Here is a 14985-nt window from a genome sequence, read left to right as displayed (position 1 = left end):
ATTCGCAATCTGAAGCATGTTTTTTTCTGGATACATCTTTCCATTTCTTATAAACAATCCGGTTATCTCACATCTCCATCTTCTATAATGGATTTTTTTTGATTTACGACAAAGCCATTTTTCTTTAGTAGCGCTAATATCTGCGGTATTAATTGTTTAAAATCCTTCTTTGATGAAAAGGTAAGATCATCCACAAAATTTGTAAATATTATTTTCCTCTTCGCGCAAAGCGCTTCTAACTCAATTGCAGTTGATGCGAAAACCAAGTTGGCAAGCATGGTAGACGTTGGTGCTCCTTGTGGTAAAGCATAGTTAACTGTACTTATCCTCGTTATTGCTCGCGAGATACGTTTGTTAATTCCGTAACCAATCAATGTTTGATAAACCTGATCATTAGAAATATTATTGAAATAGTTTTTCAAGTCTATAGTTAAGAAAAACTTACTGTCAACATGCATTTGTGCATTCTCAATATTACTTCGTTTTGAGATACCGCCATACATCGAGAATGGAAGCCCAATGGGTTTTAAAAGATGATTTACTTCTCGTTGTTTCCTTTTTAATTGATAATCTGGGCTAAACATATCACGTTTACGCTCAGCTCCATTTTCATCCAATTGGGGCTTGCCGAACTTCATTTTGGCTTGAGTTTTTGGTTTGTAAAGCCCGCCCGAGTTATTGCTTATGGCTTTAAATAAAGATTCAGAATAAGTTAGGAAGAATGCTTCATTTATTTCCATATATATAATAGATTAATAAACCGGGTCTGGAATCTGGAGGAATAATCCGCAACGCAAATTTGATGAGTAGTCTCATCCATCTAACTTGCGGATATTTAAGCTTTAAAATAAATAGCTTACACATCCATCGTTCTGTTTTTGAAAGGTGCTTGCCGTTCTTAGCAAACCACTTTCCCATTTTTCGGCGCAGTTTTTTACGCTTTCTCATGGTCATTGATTTTAATCTCCAGGAAAATTCCTGGCCGCAATAAACCATGTCGATCACCATGAGCATTTCAATAACTTCGACCCGGTGTGTTAAGAGTGTTATTCGATAGAGACTTCGCAGCCGCGCCGCAAGGCTGCGAGTAAGTGCATTAATGCACTTAATTTTTGTGGTGACCGATAATGAACAAGTGCCGTCAAAGAACTACGACAAAAATATTCAACTCATTAAAAACCTGAAATAAAAATTATTAACAGCTATAAACTATTCCAAAATCGCCTGCTATACAGGATTCTTTTTATTACGTATAACTTTGTCCGGTTGCGAAGATTGTATATAAAAACGAACTTTACTTTAGGTCGCTCTACATGTAGAGATTGCTTCGCTTCTCACAATAACAATATGGTTAAAACTTACGCATCTACCGTAAACTTTTCGCCAATTTGCTGCCTCCACATGGCGTAATACAACCCTTTCTGGTCTATCAGATCATGGTGTTTGCCCGATTCGATGATCTGTCCTTTCTCCAGCACGTAAATGCAATCGGCATGCATAATGGTAGAGAGGCGGTGTGCGATCAGGATGGTAATATGATCATTCAACACAGATACATCTCGAATAGTATCTGTTATCTCTTCCTCGGTGATGGAATCCAGCGACGATGTAGCCTCGTCAAACACCAAAATATCCGGCTTACGCAGCAACGCGCGTGCTATAGAAAGGCGCTGCTTTTCGCCACCAGACACTTTTACCCCACCTTCGCCAATAACTGTATCTAATCCGTTTTCGGCACGGGCAAGCAGGGTTTGGCAGGCAGCGCGCTGTAGTACGTTCATACATTCCTCGTCGGTTGCGGTTGGGTTCACAAACAGCAGGTTCTCACGAATAGTGCCCGAGAATAGCTGCGTATCCTGCGTAACAAAGCCTATCCGCTCGCGTAATTGGTCCAGATCTATTTCTTTGCTCAGGATATCGTTATAAAGGATGTCGCCCTCAAGCGGCTGGTACAAACCCACCAGCAATTTTACGAGTGTGGTTTTTCCGGAACCCGATGGCCCAACGAAGGCTATGGTTTCGCCGGTGTGGGTTTTAAAGCTGATGTGATTTAACGCGTTACGGTTTGCGGTTAAGTGTTTAAAGCTTACATTATCAAAGGCGAGGGTCTGTACTTTGTCTAACAACACGGGTTTCTCCGGCTTTTTATCGATAGGGGTATTTAATATGTTCTCGAAATTAGCCAGCGAGATCTGCGATTCGCGCCAAGATTGGATCACGTTGCCAAGTTCCTGCAGTGGGTTAAACAGGAAGAACGAATAGAACAAAAATTTCAGATAATCGCCGGGAGTTAATTCGTTTTTAAAGATAAGTATCAATAGCACCAGCACCATTGCACTGCGCACAAGGTTTACTACAGTACCCTGTATAAAGCTCATGCTGCGTACATACTTCACTTTTCTCAGCTCCAGATCGAGTATCTTATAAGTGGTTTTGTTAAGCCTGGCTATTTCCTGTTTAGCTAAACCAAGGCTTTTTACCAGTTCGATGTTACGTAATGATTCCGTAGTGGAACCTGCCAGCGCGGTAGTTTCAGCCACAATTTTGCGCTGGATATTTTTAATACGCTTACTAAGCGCCATGCTCACGAATGTAATAATAGGGATAGCACAGAAGTAAACCAGTGTTACCTGATAGTTTACCTTTAACGAATAAACAATCACGAAGATCATCCCCACCAGGCTCACAAATAGTACACTGATGAAGGCGGTAATAAACTTTTCACTATCCTGCCTTACCTTTTGCAGGATGCCTAATGTTTCGCCGCTGCGCTGGTCTTCAAATACCTGGTACGGTAATTCAAGCGAGTGCTTTAGTCCATCGGCATACATTTCGGCACCGGTTTTTTGTACAATGATATTGGTGAAATAGTCCTGAAAGTTTTTTGCTATACGCGATACCATTGCCGCACCAATAGCCAGGCCAACAAGGCTAAGGGCACCGTAAAGGCGGTACTCAAACGTATGGTTTATATTGTCTTTAGGTACTATATATTTATCCATTATAGTACCGGTGATCATGGGGTCTACCAGCGAAAAGCCAATATTTAACCCGGCAAGGAACAGGGCAAGAACAACCGTCCAACGGTGTTTTGACAAATAAGAAAGTAATATTTTCATGTTGCAACACAAAAATAAAAAAAGGGAATGGCTAAGAAGCTCATTCCCTTTAATTTGACAATGGGGTTAATAAAGGATCTGTCGGGGTGAGCTTATCGAACCATTAGCAAGATGGTTAAGTGTTCGACACGCTCAGACTGACAAGGTTATATATCTAACGTCATCTGGATATTGCATCGCTCATATGGCGAAGGAGCTCCCGTAATCTTTTTAAAACCCAACTTATGGTAAAGATTGATAGCTGGTTTTAATATAGTATTACTCTCCAGATAAAGTTTATCGGCGCCCAATTCTTTCGCTTTTGCAATACAAGCCTGCCCTAATATAAAACCAATGCCCTTTCCTTTTGCCGTGGGTGAAACGGCCATTTTGGCCAACTCGTACATGTTATTATCCATTTTGATAAGCGCGCAAGTACCAACAGGTTCGCCATTGTACAGAGCAATAAAAATATGGCCGCCTTTGCTTAGTATATAATCATCCGGATGGTCAAGCGATTTATAATCCGTCTCTTCCATTTTAAAATGTTTGGTTATCCATTCTTCGTTTAAGCGTTTAAAGGCGGGTTGGTATTTAGGCGTATAATCTACAACCCGTACATCTGCGCTTTCGCGGGCCTTTTTTTCATCTTTTACGCGGTTAAAAAGGCTTTTCTGTTCTAACAAGAACTCCCATTCTTCGATAGCCTTCCATATGTTGTACTGAGTTTCGTTTAGCGCTGTTTCAACTGCCGCGTTAACATCGGCATATTGTACCTGTATACGGCTGTTTATCTCGCGGCCTTTATCAGTTAGCCGGATATAATTTTTACGTGCATCTGCCTTATTAGGTACTTCTTGTGCTATGCCATGTTTTACCATCTCTTTTACAATAGTACTAACCGACGGATGCGAGTGGCTTATCTCTTGCGCTATTTGCATTATCGATTTATCCTCACCTTCAGCTAAAGCATAAAAAACGGGGAACCACTTCGGGTTCATATCAATTCCATACATGCCATATACTTCTGCTGCCTGTTCTGTAAGTTTTTCGCTCAACCTGCGCAGCCTGCTTCCTAAAGCCATTTTGCCTACCTTATTATAAAATTCCATAACAGATATTAATTACGTAATCAATTACGCAAATTTACAATTTAATTTATTCCTTTCAAAATTTGTCAAGCAAAAAAGGGATGAACCTTTCGGCCATCCCTTTTATATAGTTGTCGGTTATTAGTTAAACCGTCATGATGTCTTTTTCTTTAGCTTCTGAAAGCTGGTCAACTTTAACGATGTAAGAGTCTGTCAATTTCTGAACATCGGCTTCACCAACTTTAATTTCATCTTCAGATACGCCTTCGGTTTTTAATTTTTTGATCTTTTCATTGGCATCTTTACGGATGTTACGAATAGCGATCTTACCGGTTTCTGCTTCTCCTTTAGCTTTCTTAACCAGGTCGCGGCGACGCTCTTCTGTCAGCGGCGGTACATTAATACGGATAATAACACCATCGTTTTGCGGGTTAACACCAAGGTTAGCTTCTTTAATAGCTTTTTCTATAGCAGGCAACAACGATTTTTCCCATGGCTGTATAACGATAGTACGTGCATCCGGCGTATTTACACTTCCTATCTGGTTTAAAGGGGTTGGTGTGCCGTAGTAATCAACACTAACGTCATCCAGCATAGATGGGTTTGCCTTGCCCGCGCGTATTTTGTTTAATTCGTTATCTGCATGCTCAATCGCTTTATCCATTAAAGCTTTAGCATCATTTACTTGTTTCTTAATGAGTTCGCTCATTGTTTATAATTTTTGACAAAAATAATAAAAAGTATTAAAGCCCCTTAAAATTAGCTGCTTTAACAGACAAAGAATTTATGGGTTTATAACAAGATAGTAAGAAGGTGGTTTTAACCCCTATGTATAAGGTATATAACTATACACCGGCGTTATATGGAACAATACCAAATCGCTAAAAAAAGGCAATAAAAAAGCACGCTAACAAAATTTGAGAGCGTGTTTAAAAATAAATAAAGTTAAGCACCAAGCTTAATATGGCGCTTAACCTTACTTTAAAGGCTGGTTATTACCAACGGCTACCGCCGCCGCCTCTGTTATCTTTAGAGTAGCCGCCACCGCCGCCACCTCTGTTATTATCTCTTGAGTAGCCGCCGCCACCGCCACCGCGGTTGCCGCCACCAAAGCCACCACCGCCACGGCGGTCGCCTGGTTTTTTGTCTTCAGCCTGACTAACAGCAATTGAACGGCCGGCAACTTCCGAACCATTTAAGCCCGAAATTGCTTTTTGTGCAGCTTCGTCATCAGACATTTCAACAAACCCAAAGCCTTTGCTTCTGCCTGATTCTCTGTCAATAATAATTTTAACGGTGCTTACTTCACCATAAGCTTCAAAAAGCTCTTGTAAATCTGCTTCCTGTAATGAATAAGGAAGGCTTCCAACGAATATGTTCATCAAAAATTAGTTTAGCATACCGGATTGTTGCCGGCATTTAGTTTTGTTTTCTCCAAATATAGAATAGAAACCAATCACTTGTACAAATATTTGGTAAACTAAATTTTTTATTTTTCTGTTTAGCTTAAAAAATTAGTCTAAAAATTTATAAAACCTGTAGTATTTGGTACGTTTTGCCGTTCAAAATAAACGCTTCGCCCGCTTTTTTATCCTTTAATTGATAGCCAATTGGCGATGCCGCTGAAACCGCTATGTAAGTTTTGCCATCCAGCTCTAACATGCCGGCGCTTATGGCCAGATAAAAGTTTCCGTTGTTAGTGATAATGACACTGCCGTTTTCGGCTTTTGCTGATGTTCCGTTAACCGGAATCTGGTTTAGGGCCACCATCAATTTATTAGCCTCGTTTAGCTGGGCGAGGTTGCGGTTGGTTTCCTGTTGGGCCATTTCGCGGCCGGTTTCGTATTTGTCTCCTGCGCTGCTTTTTGTATCATCATTTTGGGCTTGCTGCGCCTCGGCAATGGCCTGCTCGGCGGCCTGCATTCGGGTTTGCACGTAGTTTACACATAGAGAGTGTAGTTTGGATTTCAGATCAGTCATTATAGAATCGTAAAAAAACGAAGATGTATAAAAAGGATGAAATTGCTAAAGGCTATAAAAATAAAAGCCCCAGGCACTTGCTGCCCGGGGACTTTCAACCTAAACCTTATCACAATGTAAATGCGAGGCACTTACAGGTATGTAAACGTAATTAGTATGGAATTGATACAACACCTTACAGGAAATTACACATAAATGATATTCCAATATGCTCTACAGTAGTTGAGGCTTAGCAAACAAACTGTAAGTAAAGTGGTTAATGAGTAGATTGTTTAACCTCAACTAATTATTCATCATGAATTTAAAACGTACTTTCGGAGCAATACTTACTGTTTTAGGCATTATAGGCTTAATTTATACAGGCGTACAAATCATTCAAAAATCGGGCGCGGCAACTACCTTAATAGTGGTGGGTATTATCGCTATCATCTTTTTCTTTACCGGCATCAGTTTGGTGCGTAATACTAAAGACGAAGCTTAATTTTTAGCCGTGGGCGTTATTGCCCCTGTAGCAGAAATACTTAAACCGGGCTGAATAAAATCGGCCTCGGTTAAAGCTTTGATACGCTGTGCCGCACGGTTAAGTGAATCTGGTAATAAGCCCGTTTGGTGGTTTTGCCTGTATGAGGCTATTTGCCCGTTCAAAAACTCTCCCTTTTTATTTATACGGATCTTAAGCAACGGCGCCAAACCGCACACGCCGCTTACACTTACGCCCTTGTAGGTTACAAAATTGCCAAGGCTATAGGCTATGACCCTGTTTTTATATAACTCTATGCCACGGGAAACATGTGGGCCATTGCCTAATAGTACATCTGCCCCGGCATCAACGGCCGCGTGGGTAAAAGCGCGTAAGTTACCGCGGTTCTCACCCTTAAATATCTCGGCCGAATCGGGCACATGCTCATAATCTGCGCCTTCGCCACCTCCATGAAAGGATACGATGACAATATCGTTATTCGCTTTTAAACTGCTGATGATACTTTTTGCATGGGCAATTTGCAATAACGAAACCGTTTGCCCGTTTGGCGAAAACGCGCAAAAGCCATACTTAACACCATTTTTTGTAAACGATTTTGTGGGGTGGCTCTTAAAGCCCGCGGTATGTATACCCAGGCTATCTAAGGTTTTAATAGTGCTGCGGCGGCCGGCACGGTCAAAATCATTTGAGTGGTTATTGCCTACACTCAATACATTAAAACCTGCATCTTTAAAAATGCCGCCATATTTAACCGGCATCCTAAACAAATACCCCTTATGCTTAAACCTCAGCTTATAACCTACAGGTGCGCCGGTATCTAACAATACTCCCTCCAGGTTGCCAAAAGTAATATCAGCCTTTTTTAAATGTTTTAAGGCAAACTTGAAACTTGCTTTCGCGCTATCGGAAGGCAAAAAGGTGCTATCCGGGTAAGATGATCCCAGCATAATGTCGCCAACGGCAGCAATAGTTATAGCCGTATCGGTAGATGGCAATGTTGCTGTATTAGCAGCGGGGGTTTCTGCATTTGCCTTGACATTAGCTGCCTGCTTTTTTGCCCCGGGCCTGCTGCAGGCATTTGCCAGTATTAAGGCAGCTATAAATAATATAAACCGGGTATTCATTATTGGGCAAAAAAAATCCTCTCACTATTAGTGAAAGGATCAAGGATATTTAATTTAGGTTTACTTAGTTAGCTGGTTTGTCATCGTTAGCCGATGCAGATAGTTCGCTTTTAAATGATTCTAATAAACGGCCGCCTTTATAAAAATAACGGCTGTAATACGCCTCGTCTAAATTGCTTATGGCTACCCCACGCGATGACGCGTGTGCAAACCTGTTGTTACCAAGATAAATGCCGATGTGCGAAATGCTGCGGCTGTGTATTTTAAAGAAAACAAGGTCGCCTTCTTTAAGGTCGTCTTTACCAACCGGGCTAACCATGCTGAAAATATCGCGTGAGCTACGGCGGATAGGTAAGTTAAACACGTCGCTGTATAATTGTTTTGTGAATGCAGAGCAATCAATACCTTTTCTTGATGAACCACCAAAACGGTAAGGGGTGCCTATCCAGTTGTAAACAAAGTTGAAAAGTTTCATGTTTGAGGTTGCCGAAACTGCAACACCCATAATTTGAGAAAGGTAATCTTTTGCTAAACTTTCCTGTTCGGCGCTTTCCGCTGCCGGAGTTGGAATAGTTTTTGTTTGAGCCTGAGCAGCTAAAACGCTCAGAAATAGTGCAATAGCAATTGTAATTTTCTTCATTTAATCTCTTTAATTGCTGAATTAGGGCAGCAAATGTATATTAAATTGGACGCTGTGTCTATTGTTGGATACAAAACTATCCAATATTTTTAAACTACCAAATTAAATCAGAGATTTTTTTTCATAATGTTTCGGATAATATTTTTAACCATTGTTAATTATAATGTTGATAAAGTAAAATATCGGGGCGGTAATTTCAATTTGTGAAATTTATTTTCGCTCATGACGCAGCCACTTATTTAATTAAATGTAGTTTTTACAATTTCAAATTAGTAGTAAATTAAGAACTTTAAGCAAGGATTAATCCGGTCTAAAACAGCTCTCTTTGTGGCACGGATTGATCCATGTTATGTGTTATAACAAAGATTTTTTTTGAAAAGATAATTGCGGTAAAGCCCAGTTTAACCCTCTTATAAGCGTACATTTTACACCTTACCCAAAATGTTATTTTGAGTTTTTTGAAAATACTATGCGTGCATTGTAAGGGCCAGGCAAAAAATTACTTAAATGATGCTAACAAATTCGTTGCAGTTTCGGTTATTTGCAGGATATAATTAGATTTGCACTTCTCAAAGAAACTTTATTTAATAAATGAGTTCAATCGAAATAACTAAAGACACCTACCTGATGTGGTATGAGTCTATGCTCCTGATGCGTAAGTTTGAAGAAAAAACCGGTCAGTTATACGGTCAGCAAAAAATACGCGGATTTTGCCACCTGTACATAGGTCAGGAAGCTGTATTGGCAGGCGCTATGTCTGTTATACGCCACGAAGACAGTTTAATAACGGCTTATCGCGATCACGCGCATGCCTTAGCTAAAGGTACATCACCAAAAGCCGTTATGGCCGAGATGTATGGCAAAGTAACAGGCTGCTCTAAGGGTAAAGGCGGTTCGATGCACATGTTCGACAAAGAAAACCATTTCTATGGCGGCCACGGTATTGTTGGCGGCCAGGTGCCAATGGGTGCGGGTATAGCCTTTGCCGAGAAATATAAAGGTACCGATAACGTGAACATCACTTATATGGGTGATGGTGCCGTGCGCCAGGGTGCTTTAACCGAAACATTTAATATGGCCGCTTTATGGAAACTGCCTGTAATTTTTGTTTGCGAGAACAACGGTTACGCCATGGGTACATCTGTAGAGCGTACAACCATACAAACAGATATATACAAATTAGGCTTGCCTTACGGCATCCCGTCATCTCCTGTTGATGGTATGGACCCTGTAGCGGTACACAACGCTATGGACGAGGCTGTACAGCGCGCACGCCGCGGCGAAGGCCCAACTTTCCTGGAGATGCGTACTTACCGCTACAAAGGCCACTCTATGAGTGATCCGCAGAAGTACCGTACTAAAGAGGAATTGGAAAGCTACAAATCAAAAGACCCCATTGAAACAGTAAAACTTGCTATTCAAAAAAATGGCTATGCTGATGATAAATGGTTTGAAGAGATAGAAGCGAAAATTAAAGCACAGGTTGATGAGGCGGTTCAGTTCTCTGAAGATTCTCCATGGCCGGAAGCATCAGAGCTTTATACTGATGTATATGTACAACAGGATTATCCTTACATCCGCGACTAATATCTTATATTTATAAATATTAACAATATTCATCACAGTATATGGCTGAAGTAGTTAAAATGCCCAAAATGAGCGATACCATGACCGAAGGGGTATTGGCGAAATGGCATAAGAAAGTTGGCGACAAGGTAAAATCGGGCGATGTTTTGGCCGAGATAGAAACCGATAAGGCCACTATGGATTTTGAATCGTACCAGGACGGCACCTTGCTTTATATAGGTGTTGAGGAAGGTAACGCTGTACCTGTTGACGCCATTATTGCCGTTTTAGGTAAAGAAGGCGAAGATTACAAAGCCCTTTTAGAAGGCGGTGCTGCACCTGCAAATGCCGAAGAGAAAAAAGAAGAAAAGCCGGCTGCAGATGAAAAACCTGCCGCAGCCACTGCAGAGAAATCTGCATCTGCAAAACCAAAGGTTGATACCTCAAGCATCCCGGCAACAGTAATACGTATGCCTTTATTAAGCGATACCATGACCGAAGGTACCATCGAAAAATGGAACTTTAAGGTTGGCGACAAAGTAAAAGCGGATGATTCACTTGCTGACGTAGCAACCGACAAAGCCACCATGGAGGTTGTTGGTTACGAAGAAGGAACATTATTATATATTGGCGTTAAAGAAGGCGAAGCCGCACAAGTTAACGGAATTATCGCTATTGTAGGTAAAGAGGGTACAGACATTCAACCATTATTAGATAATGCTGATGGTGGCGATGGTACTGCTGATGCTGCCCCCGCTGCCGAAGAAAATGGTGGCGGTAGCGAAGCTCCCCGAGGTGCAACATCTGATGCTGCTCCAACTGCTACATCAACCGGTTCTACCGAAGATGACAGCCGCGTTAAGGCATCACCTCTGGCACGCAAAATTGCTAAAGACAAAGGCATTAATTTAAATGATGTTAAAGGCAGCGCAGAAGGCGGCCGTATCATCAAAAAGGATATAGAGAACTTTACACCATCTGCAAAAGCTGCAGAAACCGCCAAGCCACAGGAAGCCGCTGCATCAGCTGGCGCCCCTGCTGCAAAAGCACCGGTTGTATTGCCAACTTACACAGGCGAAGAGAAATTTACGGAACGGAACGTTACGCAAATGCGTAAAGCCATCAGCCGCAGGTTATCCGAAAGCTTATTTACCGCGCCTCATTTCTACGTTACCATGTCGATAGATATGGACCAGGCTATTGCTGCCCGTAACAAAATGAATGAAGTTGCGCCGGTTAAGATCTCCTTTAACGATTTTGTAGTCAAAGCCGTTGCTGTTTCTCTAAAACAACACCCTGCCATTAACTCATCGTTCCAGGGCGATACCATCCGTACAAACGAACACGTGCATATTGGTGTTGCTGTAGCGGTTGACGAAGGCCTGTTGGTACCGGTTATAAAATTTGCCGATGGCAAATCGTTAAGCCATATCTCGCAAGAGGTAAAAGAGTTTGCCGGTAAAGCAAAAGGTAAAAAATTACAACCTGCCGAAATGGAAGGCTCAACCTTCACCATATCAAACCTGGGTATGTTTGGTGTAGACGAATTTACCGCTATCATTAACACACCAAATGCTTGTATACTTGCTGTAAGCGGTATCCAGCAGATCCCGGTTGTTAAGAATGGCGTGGTAGTACCGGGCAACGTAATGAAGGTAACGCTAAGCTCCGATCACCGCGTGGTGGATGGTGCTACAGCTGCCGCATTCCTGCAAACATTAAAATCATTACTGGAAGAACCGGTAAGGATGATGATATAAGCCGGAAGTCCGTAGTCGGAAGTCCGAAGATGAAAAGCGATGGGGTGACTCATCGCTTTTTTTGTTTAAATATACGCCGTGTAAACAATTCATTCCTCACGGGAGGGGTGTGATGGGATGGCGCGGTGGCAGGGAGGGTTAGCCAACTTTCTACGATGGCGTTGCCTGCGGCCCGGGCTTTTCGCTCATACTGTGCTGGCCTTGGCCACAAGGCCGGTATCCGCTTCAATCCTAACGCATATGTTACTATGCGTCATCCTATGTTTGCATAGGATGACGCAGGAAGATGAAATGATAAAGCCCCGCTGAAATCAGCGGGGCTTTATGTTGAATTATAGTCTTTAATTACTTAACCAGCGTACCAATTGGTTCGCCTTTGGCAATCTTCATGAAGTTTCCTTCTTTGTTCATATCAAATACGATGATAGGCAGCTTGTTTTCCTGGCAAAGGGTAATGGCGGTCATATCCATTACGTTTAAGCCTTTGTCGTAAACCTCCTGGAAGGTTATCTCGTCATAACGTGTTGCAGACGGGTCTTTCTCCGGGTCGGCGGTGTATATACCATCTACACGGGTACCTTTCAGTACAACGTCTGCTTTTATTTCAATAGCGCGTAAGGATGCAGCGGTATCTGTAGTAAAATATGGGTTACCGGTCCCGGCGCCAAAAATTACAATTTTACCTACCTCTAAGTGGTGCATGGCCCTGCGGCGGATGTATGGTTCGCAGATCTGCTCCATTTTGATGGCCGATTGTAAACGGGTTTCCACACCAATGCTTTCAAGGGCATTTTGAAGTGCCATACAGTTAATAACGGTGGCCAACATACCCATATAATCGGCCTGAGCGCGTTCCATACCACTCTTTTCGGCACTGAGCCCCCTAAAAATGTTACCGCCCCCAACAACAATAGCTATTTCGATGCCCTGGTCTTTAACCGCTTTTATATCATGAGCGTATTGTAAAACCTGGTTGTTATCAATGCCATACTGGCGTTCGCCCATTAAAGATTCGCCGCTAAGCTTAAGTAATACTCTTTTGTATTTCATTTATAAGGAAGATTTATCAAAAATAGATAATAAATAGTATTGTTAAAATTTTATGTTGTGGCTGTTAAATAAACACCCTGCAATATGGTTGCCAGTGTTTGGTATTCCTCATTAAATATGATCAGATCGGCATCAAAACCAGCCTCTATTCTACCCTTTGATGTTTTGCCGGCAAGTTCTGCCGGGTAAAGTGTCGCCATATTTACGGCCTCGGCTAATTCAATGCCAACATGCTCAACACAGTTTTGTACCGCTTTCAACATCGTAAGGCTTGAGCCGGATAACGTGCCGTCGGGCATTACGTATTTATCGCCTTGTAACCTGTGTTGGTATACACCTTCGGTAGCTGCGGTAACCGCGTCAGTGATCAGGAACAGTTTATCTCCCAGTTCGCGCTTTGCCAGGCGGATCATCGGCCAATCCACATGGTTGCCATCGGCAACAATACTGGTGTAAGGCTTTTCTTCAAATATAGCAGGGATATAACCCGGCTCGCGGTGATGCATTTGCGGCATGGCATTAAACAGGTGTGTTACCGCCGGGATCGGTTTATTTAAAAACTGTTTTCCCTGTTCATAAGTAGCATTGCTATGTCCCGATGATATAATAATGCCCTCCGCGTGCAGATAATCAATCACCTCCTGGTCTTGCAGCTCGGGGGCAATCGTGATCATGCTGATAACGCCATCTGCCTGTTCTAACCAGCCCTTAACCTCGGCAAGGGTAGCTTTTTTTATTAAATTGGCCGGGTGAGCTCCCTTTTTTGCGGCATTCAAATACGGCCCTTCCAGGTGTAATCCCCAAAAGTTGCCCCTTGCATTTTCACGGTATTGTTTTGCTGCCGCGATGCCTTGTTCAACAATTTCGTTTGTGTTGGTGCCGATGGTGGCGAAGAAGCCGGTGGTACCCTGGTTCAGCAGGTCATCTTCCATACGCTTTAGCGCAGCTGTTTCCGGCTTGCCGGCAAACAGTTTACCGCCACTGCCATAAATCTGCAGGTCGATAAAACCCGGTGCGACATAAGCGCCATTCAGGTCTTTCTTATCTGCATCCGCAGGAATATCGGTATCGTTTACTACAGCTTTTATCCGTCTGCCTTCGATTAAAATGGCTTTGCCCGTGGCGATGGTACCGCCGGAGATGAGTTTAAGATTATGAAGTGCTGTTATCATAGTGCCGAGTATATGATGTTTAGTATTTCACACGTGTCATCCGTATACAGGCTAAGGATGACAAAATAAAGGGCAAAAAAAATCCCCCTCGTTATACGAGGGGGATAATATAATTAAGCTCCTAAAGCAACTCGCTTGAAAGCGGTAACTGTTAGGCCTTTATCAACCGTATCTAAGAACTGTGCAACAGTTTTAGAAGAGTCTTTAACAAACTCCTGGTTTAATAAGGTAGAATCTTTATAGAATTTGTTCAGTTTACCTGCAGCAATCTTTTCAACCATTGCCTCAGGTTTACCTTCCGCGCGGATCTGGTCTTTAGCGATTTCCATTTCACGCTCGATAGTAGTTGCATCAACACCATCTTTATCAATAGCTACAGGGTTCATGGCAGCAATTTGCATTGCAACGTCTTTACCTGCTTCATCGGCACCGTCAACAGCTTTGCTTAAGCCTACCAATACACCTAAGCGGTAGTTACCGTGGATGTAAGCAACAACTTTATCGCCTTCAATAACTTCGTATTTAGATACGCCGATCTTCTCGCCAATTTTACCAGTTTTGTCGATGATAGCATCGCCAATTTTCACGCGTGCGTTTTCAACATCAATGGTAAGATCGTAAAGCGCTTCGATAGAAGCCGGTTTGTTTTGAACCGCCGCGTTTGCAATTTCGTTAGCGAAAGCGATGAACTCAGCGTTTTTAGCTACGAAATCTGTTTCGCAGTTAAGCTCGATGATAACACCTGTTTTAAAATCTTCTGAAGTACGTGCAATAACAGCACCTTCGTTAGATTCGCGGTCCTGGCGGCTTGCAGCAACCTTAGCACCTTTTTTTCTTAAAAAATCAATAGCCGCTTCAAAATCACCGTTAGTTTCGGTTAAAGCTTTTTTGCAATCCATCATGCCCGCACCTGTTTGCTGGCGCAGTTTGTTTACATCTGATGCAGATATTTGTACTGTAGACATGTTTGTTTATTTAAATGTTGTAAAGTTGAAAGGTTGTAAGGTTAAAATGTTAAAACAT

Annotated in this window: 15 protein-coding genes; 3 read left to right on the top strand and 12 right to left on the bottom strand. The window is 42.2% G+C overall.

Annotated elements, in window-relative coordinates:
- Positions 1–62: 62 nt before the first annotated feature.
- The 7 genes from ACFQZI_RS12825 to ACFQZI_RS12795 all read right to left on the bottom strand — a co-directional run bounded on the left by ACFQZI_RS12825 (position 63) and on the right by ACFQZI_RS12795 (position 6169).
- The gene (locus tag ACFQZI_RS12825; protein ID WP_377143019.1) at positions 63–740 is read right to left on the bottom strand and encodes a reverse transcriptase family protein; all 678 of its coding nucleotides are present in this window, start codon (positions 738–740) and stop codon (positions 63–65) included.
- Positions 727–948 (bottom strand): hypothetical protein, encoded by a 222-nt coding sequence (locus tag ACFQZI_RS12820; RefSeq protein ID WP_377143017.1) that lies wholly within the window; start codon positions 946–948, stop codon positions 727–729. The genes ACFQZI_RS12825 and ACFQZI_RS12820 overlap by 14 nt, the downstream gene beginning before the upstream one ends.
- Before the next feature lie 410 nt (positions 949–1358).
- Entirely contained in the window at positions 1359–3119 is a 1761-nt protein-coding gene (locus ACFQZI_RS12815; RefSeq protein ID WP_377143015.1) for an ABC transporter ATP-binding protein, read from the bottom strand.
- 146 nt (positions 3120–3265) lie between these two features.
- Positions 3266–4210: a bifunctional helix-turn-helix transcriptional regulator/GNAT family N-acetyltransferase gene (locus tag ACFQZI_RS12810; RefSeq protein ID WP_377143013.1), complete on the bottom strand. Its 945-nt coding sequence runs from the start codon at positions 4208–4210 to the stop codon at positions 3266–3268.
- A 124-nt stretch (positions 4211–4334) separates the two neighbouring features.
- Positions 4335–4898: a ribosome recycling factor gene (gene frr / locus ACFQZI_RS12805; protein WP_377143011.1), complete on the bottom strand. Its 564-nt coding sequence runs from the start codon at positions 4896–4898 to the stop codon at positions 4335–4337.
- 286 nt (positions 4899–5184) lie between these two features.
- Positions 5185–5571 (bottom strand): RNA recognition motif domain-containing protein, encoded by a 387-nt coding sequence (locus ACFQZI_RS12800; RefSeq protein ID WP_377143009.1) that lies wholly within the window; start codon positions 5569–5571, stop codon positions 5185–5187.
- A 145-nt stretch (positions 5572–5716) separates the two neighbouring features.
- Positions 5717–6169: a 3-oxoacyl-ACP synthase gene (locus tag ACFQZI_RS12795; protein WP_377143007.1), complete on the bottom strand. Its 453-nt coding sequence runs from the start codon at positions 6167–6169 to the stop codon at positions 5717–5719.
- Positions 6170–6464: 295 nt separating this feature from the next.
- On the opposite strand from ACFQZI_RS12795, the gene ACFQZI_RS12790 reads away from it, so the two are divergent.
- Positions 6465–6650: a hypothetical protein gene (locus tag ACFQZI_RS12790; protein ID WP_377143006.1), complete on the top strand. Its 186-nt coding sequence runs from the start codon at positions 6465–6467 to the stop codon at positions 6648–6650.
- Here the strand turns inward: ACFQZI_RS12790 and ACFQZI_RS12785 are convergent.
- Complete coding sequence (locus tag ACFQZI_RS12785) at positions 6647–7774, bottom strand: CapA family protein (protein WP_377143004.1); 1128 nt, start codon at positions 7772–7774, stop codon at positions 6647–6649. The two genes, ACFQZI_RS12790 and ACFQZI_RS12785, sit on opposite strands and share 4 nt — an antisense overlap.
- A gap of 64 nt (positions 7775–7838) precedes the next feature.
- On the bottom strand, positions 7839–8414 hold the full coding sequence (locus tag ACFQZI_RS12780; protein ID WP_377143002.1) for a C40 family peptidase: 576 nt from the start codon (positions 8412–8414) through the stop codon (positions 7839–7841).
- 591 nt (positions 8415–9005) lie between these two features.
- Between ACFQZI_RS12780 and pdhA the strand changes: the two genes are divergently transcribed.
- Positions 9006–10001, top strand: coding sequence for a pyruvate dehydrogenase (acetyl-transferring) E1 component subunit alpha (pdhA, locus tag ACFQZI_RS12775; protein WP_377143001.1), 996 nt, complete (start codon positions 9006–9008; stop codon positions 9999–10001).
- Between the two features lie 41 nt (positions 10002–10042).
- Positions 10043–11740 (top strand): pyruvate dehydrogenase complex dihydrolipoamide acetyltransferase, encoded by a 1698-nt coding sequence (locus tag ACFQZI_RS12770; RefSeq protein WP_377142999.1) that lies wholly within the window; start codon positions 10043–10045, stop codon positions 11738–11740.
- Positions 11741–12085: 345 nt separating this feature from the next.
- On the opposite strand, the gene pyrH is transcribed toward ACFQZI_RS12770, so the two are convergent.
- The 3 genes from pyrH to tsf form a co-directional block, all read right to left on the bottom strand.
- The gene (pyrH, locus tag ACFQZI_RS12765) at positions 12086–12790 is read right to left on the bottom strand and encodes a UMP kinase (protein ID WP_377142997.1); all 705 of its coding nucleotides are present in this window, start codon (positions 12788–12790) and stop codon (positions 12086–12088) included.
- A 50-nt stretch (positions 12791–12840) separates the two neighbouring features.
- Entirely contained in the window at positions 12841–13962 is a 1122-nt protein-coding gene (gene nagA / locus ACFQZI_RS12760; RefSeq protein ID WP_377142995.1) for an N-acetylglucosamine-6-phosphate deacetylase, read from the bottom strand.
- 113 nt (positions 13963–14075) lie between these two features.
- Positions 14076–14927, bottom strand: a complete 852-nt coding sequence (gene tsf / locus ACFQZI_RS12755; protein ID WP_377142994.1) for a translation elongation factor Ts — start codon at positions 14925–14927, stop codon at positions 14076–14078.
- Positions 14928–14985 lie beyond the last annotated feature (58 nt).

Origin of the sequence: Mucilaginibacter lutimaris (assembly GCF_042676625.1) — a bacterium.
GTDB classification, from domain to species: Bacteria; Bacteroidota; Bacteroidia; order Sphingobacteriales; family Sphingobacteriaceae; genus Mucilaginibacter; species Mucilaginibacter lutimaris.
Note: the sequence above shows the minus strand (reverse complement) of the source record. Positions and strands in the feature narration are given on the sequence as shown.

Bases quoted from the DNA above. Each gene is read 5' to 3' on its own strand.
- ACFQZI_RS12780 (WP_377143002.1), bottom strand. From the start codon at position 8,414: ATGAAGAAAATTACAATTGCTATTGCACTATTTCTGAGCGTTTTAGCT.
- ACFQZI_RS12820 (WP_377143017.1), bottom strand. From the start codon at position 948: ATGAGAAAGCGTAAAAAACTGCGCCGAAAAATGGGAAAGTGGTTTGCT.
- ACFQZI_RS12770 (WP_377142999.1), top strand. From the start codon at position 10,043: ATGGCTGAAGTAGTTAAAATGCCCAAAATGAGCGATACCATGACCGAA.
- ACFQZI_RS12785 (WP_377143004.1), bottom strand. From the start codon at position 7,774: ATGAATACCCGGTTTATATTATTTATAGCTGCCTTAATACTGGCAAAT.
- ACFQZI_RS12795 (WP_377143007.1), bottom strand. From the start codon at position 6,169: ATGACTGATCTGAAATCCAAACTACACTCTCTATGTGTAAACTACGTG.
- ACFQZI_RS12815 (WP_377143015.1), bottom strand. From the start codon at position 3,119: ATGAAAATATTACTTTCTTATTTGTCAAAACACCGTTGGACGGTTGTT.
- pyrH (WP_377142997.1), bottom strand. From the start codon at position 12,790: ATGAAATACAAAAGAGTATTACTTAAGCTTAGCGGCGAATCTTTAATG.
- ACFQZI_RS12790 (WP_377143006.1), top strand. From the start codon at position 6,465: ATGAATTTAAAACGTACTTTCGGAGCAATACTTACTGTTTTAGGCATT.
- ACFQZI_RS12800 (WP_377143009.1), bottom strand. From the start codon at position 5,571: ATGAACATATTCGTTGGAAGCCTTCCTTATTCATTACAGGAAGCAGAT.
- frr (WP_377143011.1), bottom strand. From the start codon at position 4,898: ATGAGCGAACTCATTAAGAAACAAGTAAATGATGCTAAAGCTTTAATG.
- ACFQZI_RS12810 (WP_377143013.1), bottom strand. From the start codon at position 4,210: ATGGAATTTTATAATAAGGTAGGCAAAATGGCTTTAGGAAGCAGGCTG.
- nagA (WP_377142995.1), bottom strand. From the start codon at position 13,962: ATGATAACAGCACTTCATAATCTTAAACTCATCTCCGGCGGTACCATC.
- pdhA (WP_377143001.1), top strand. From the start codon at position 9,006: ATGAGTTCAATCGAAATAACTAAAGACACCTACCTGATGTGGTATGAG.
- ACFQZI_RS12825 (WP_377143019.1), bottom strand. From the start codon at position 740: ATGGAAATAAATGAAGCATTCTTCCTAACTTATTCTGAATCTTTATTT.
- tsf (WP_377142994.1), bottom strand. From the start codon at position 14,927: ATGTCTACAGTACAAATATCTGCATCAGATGTAAACAAACTGCGCCAG.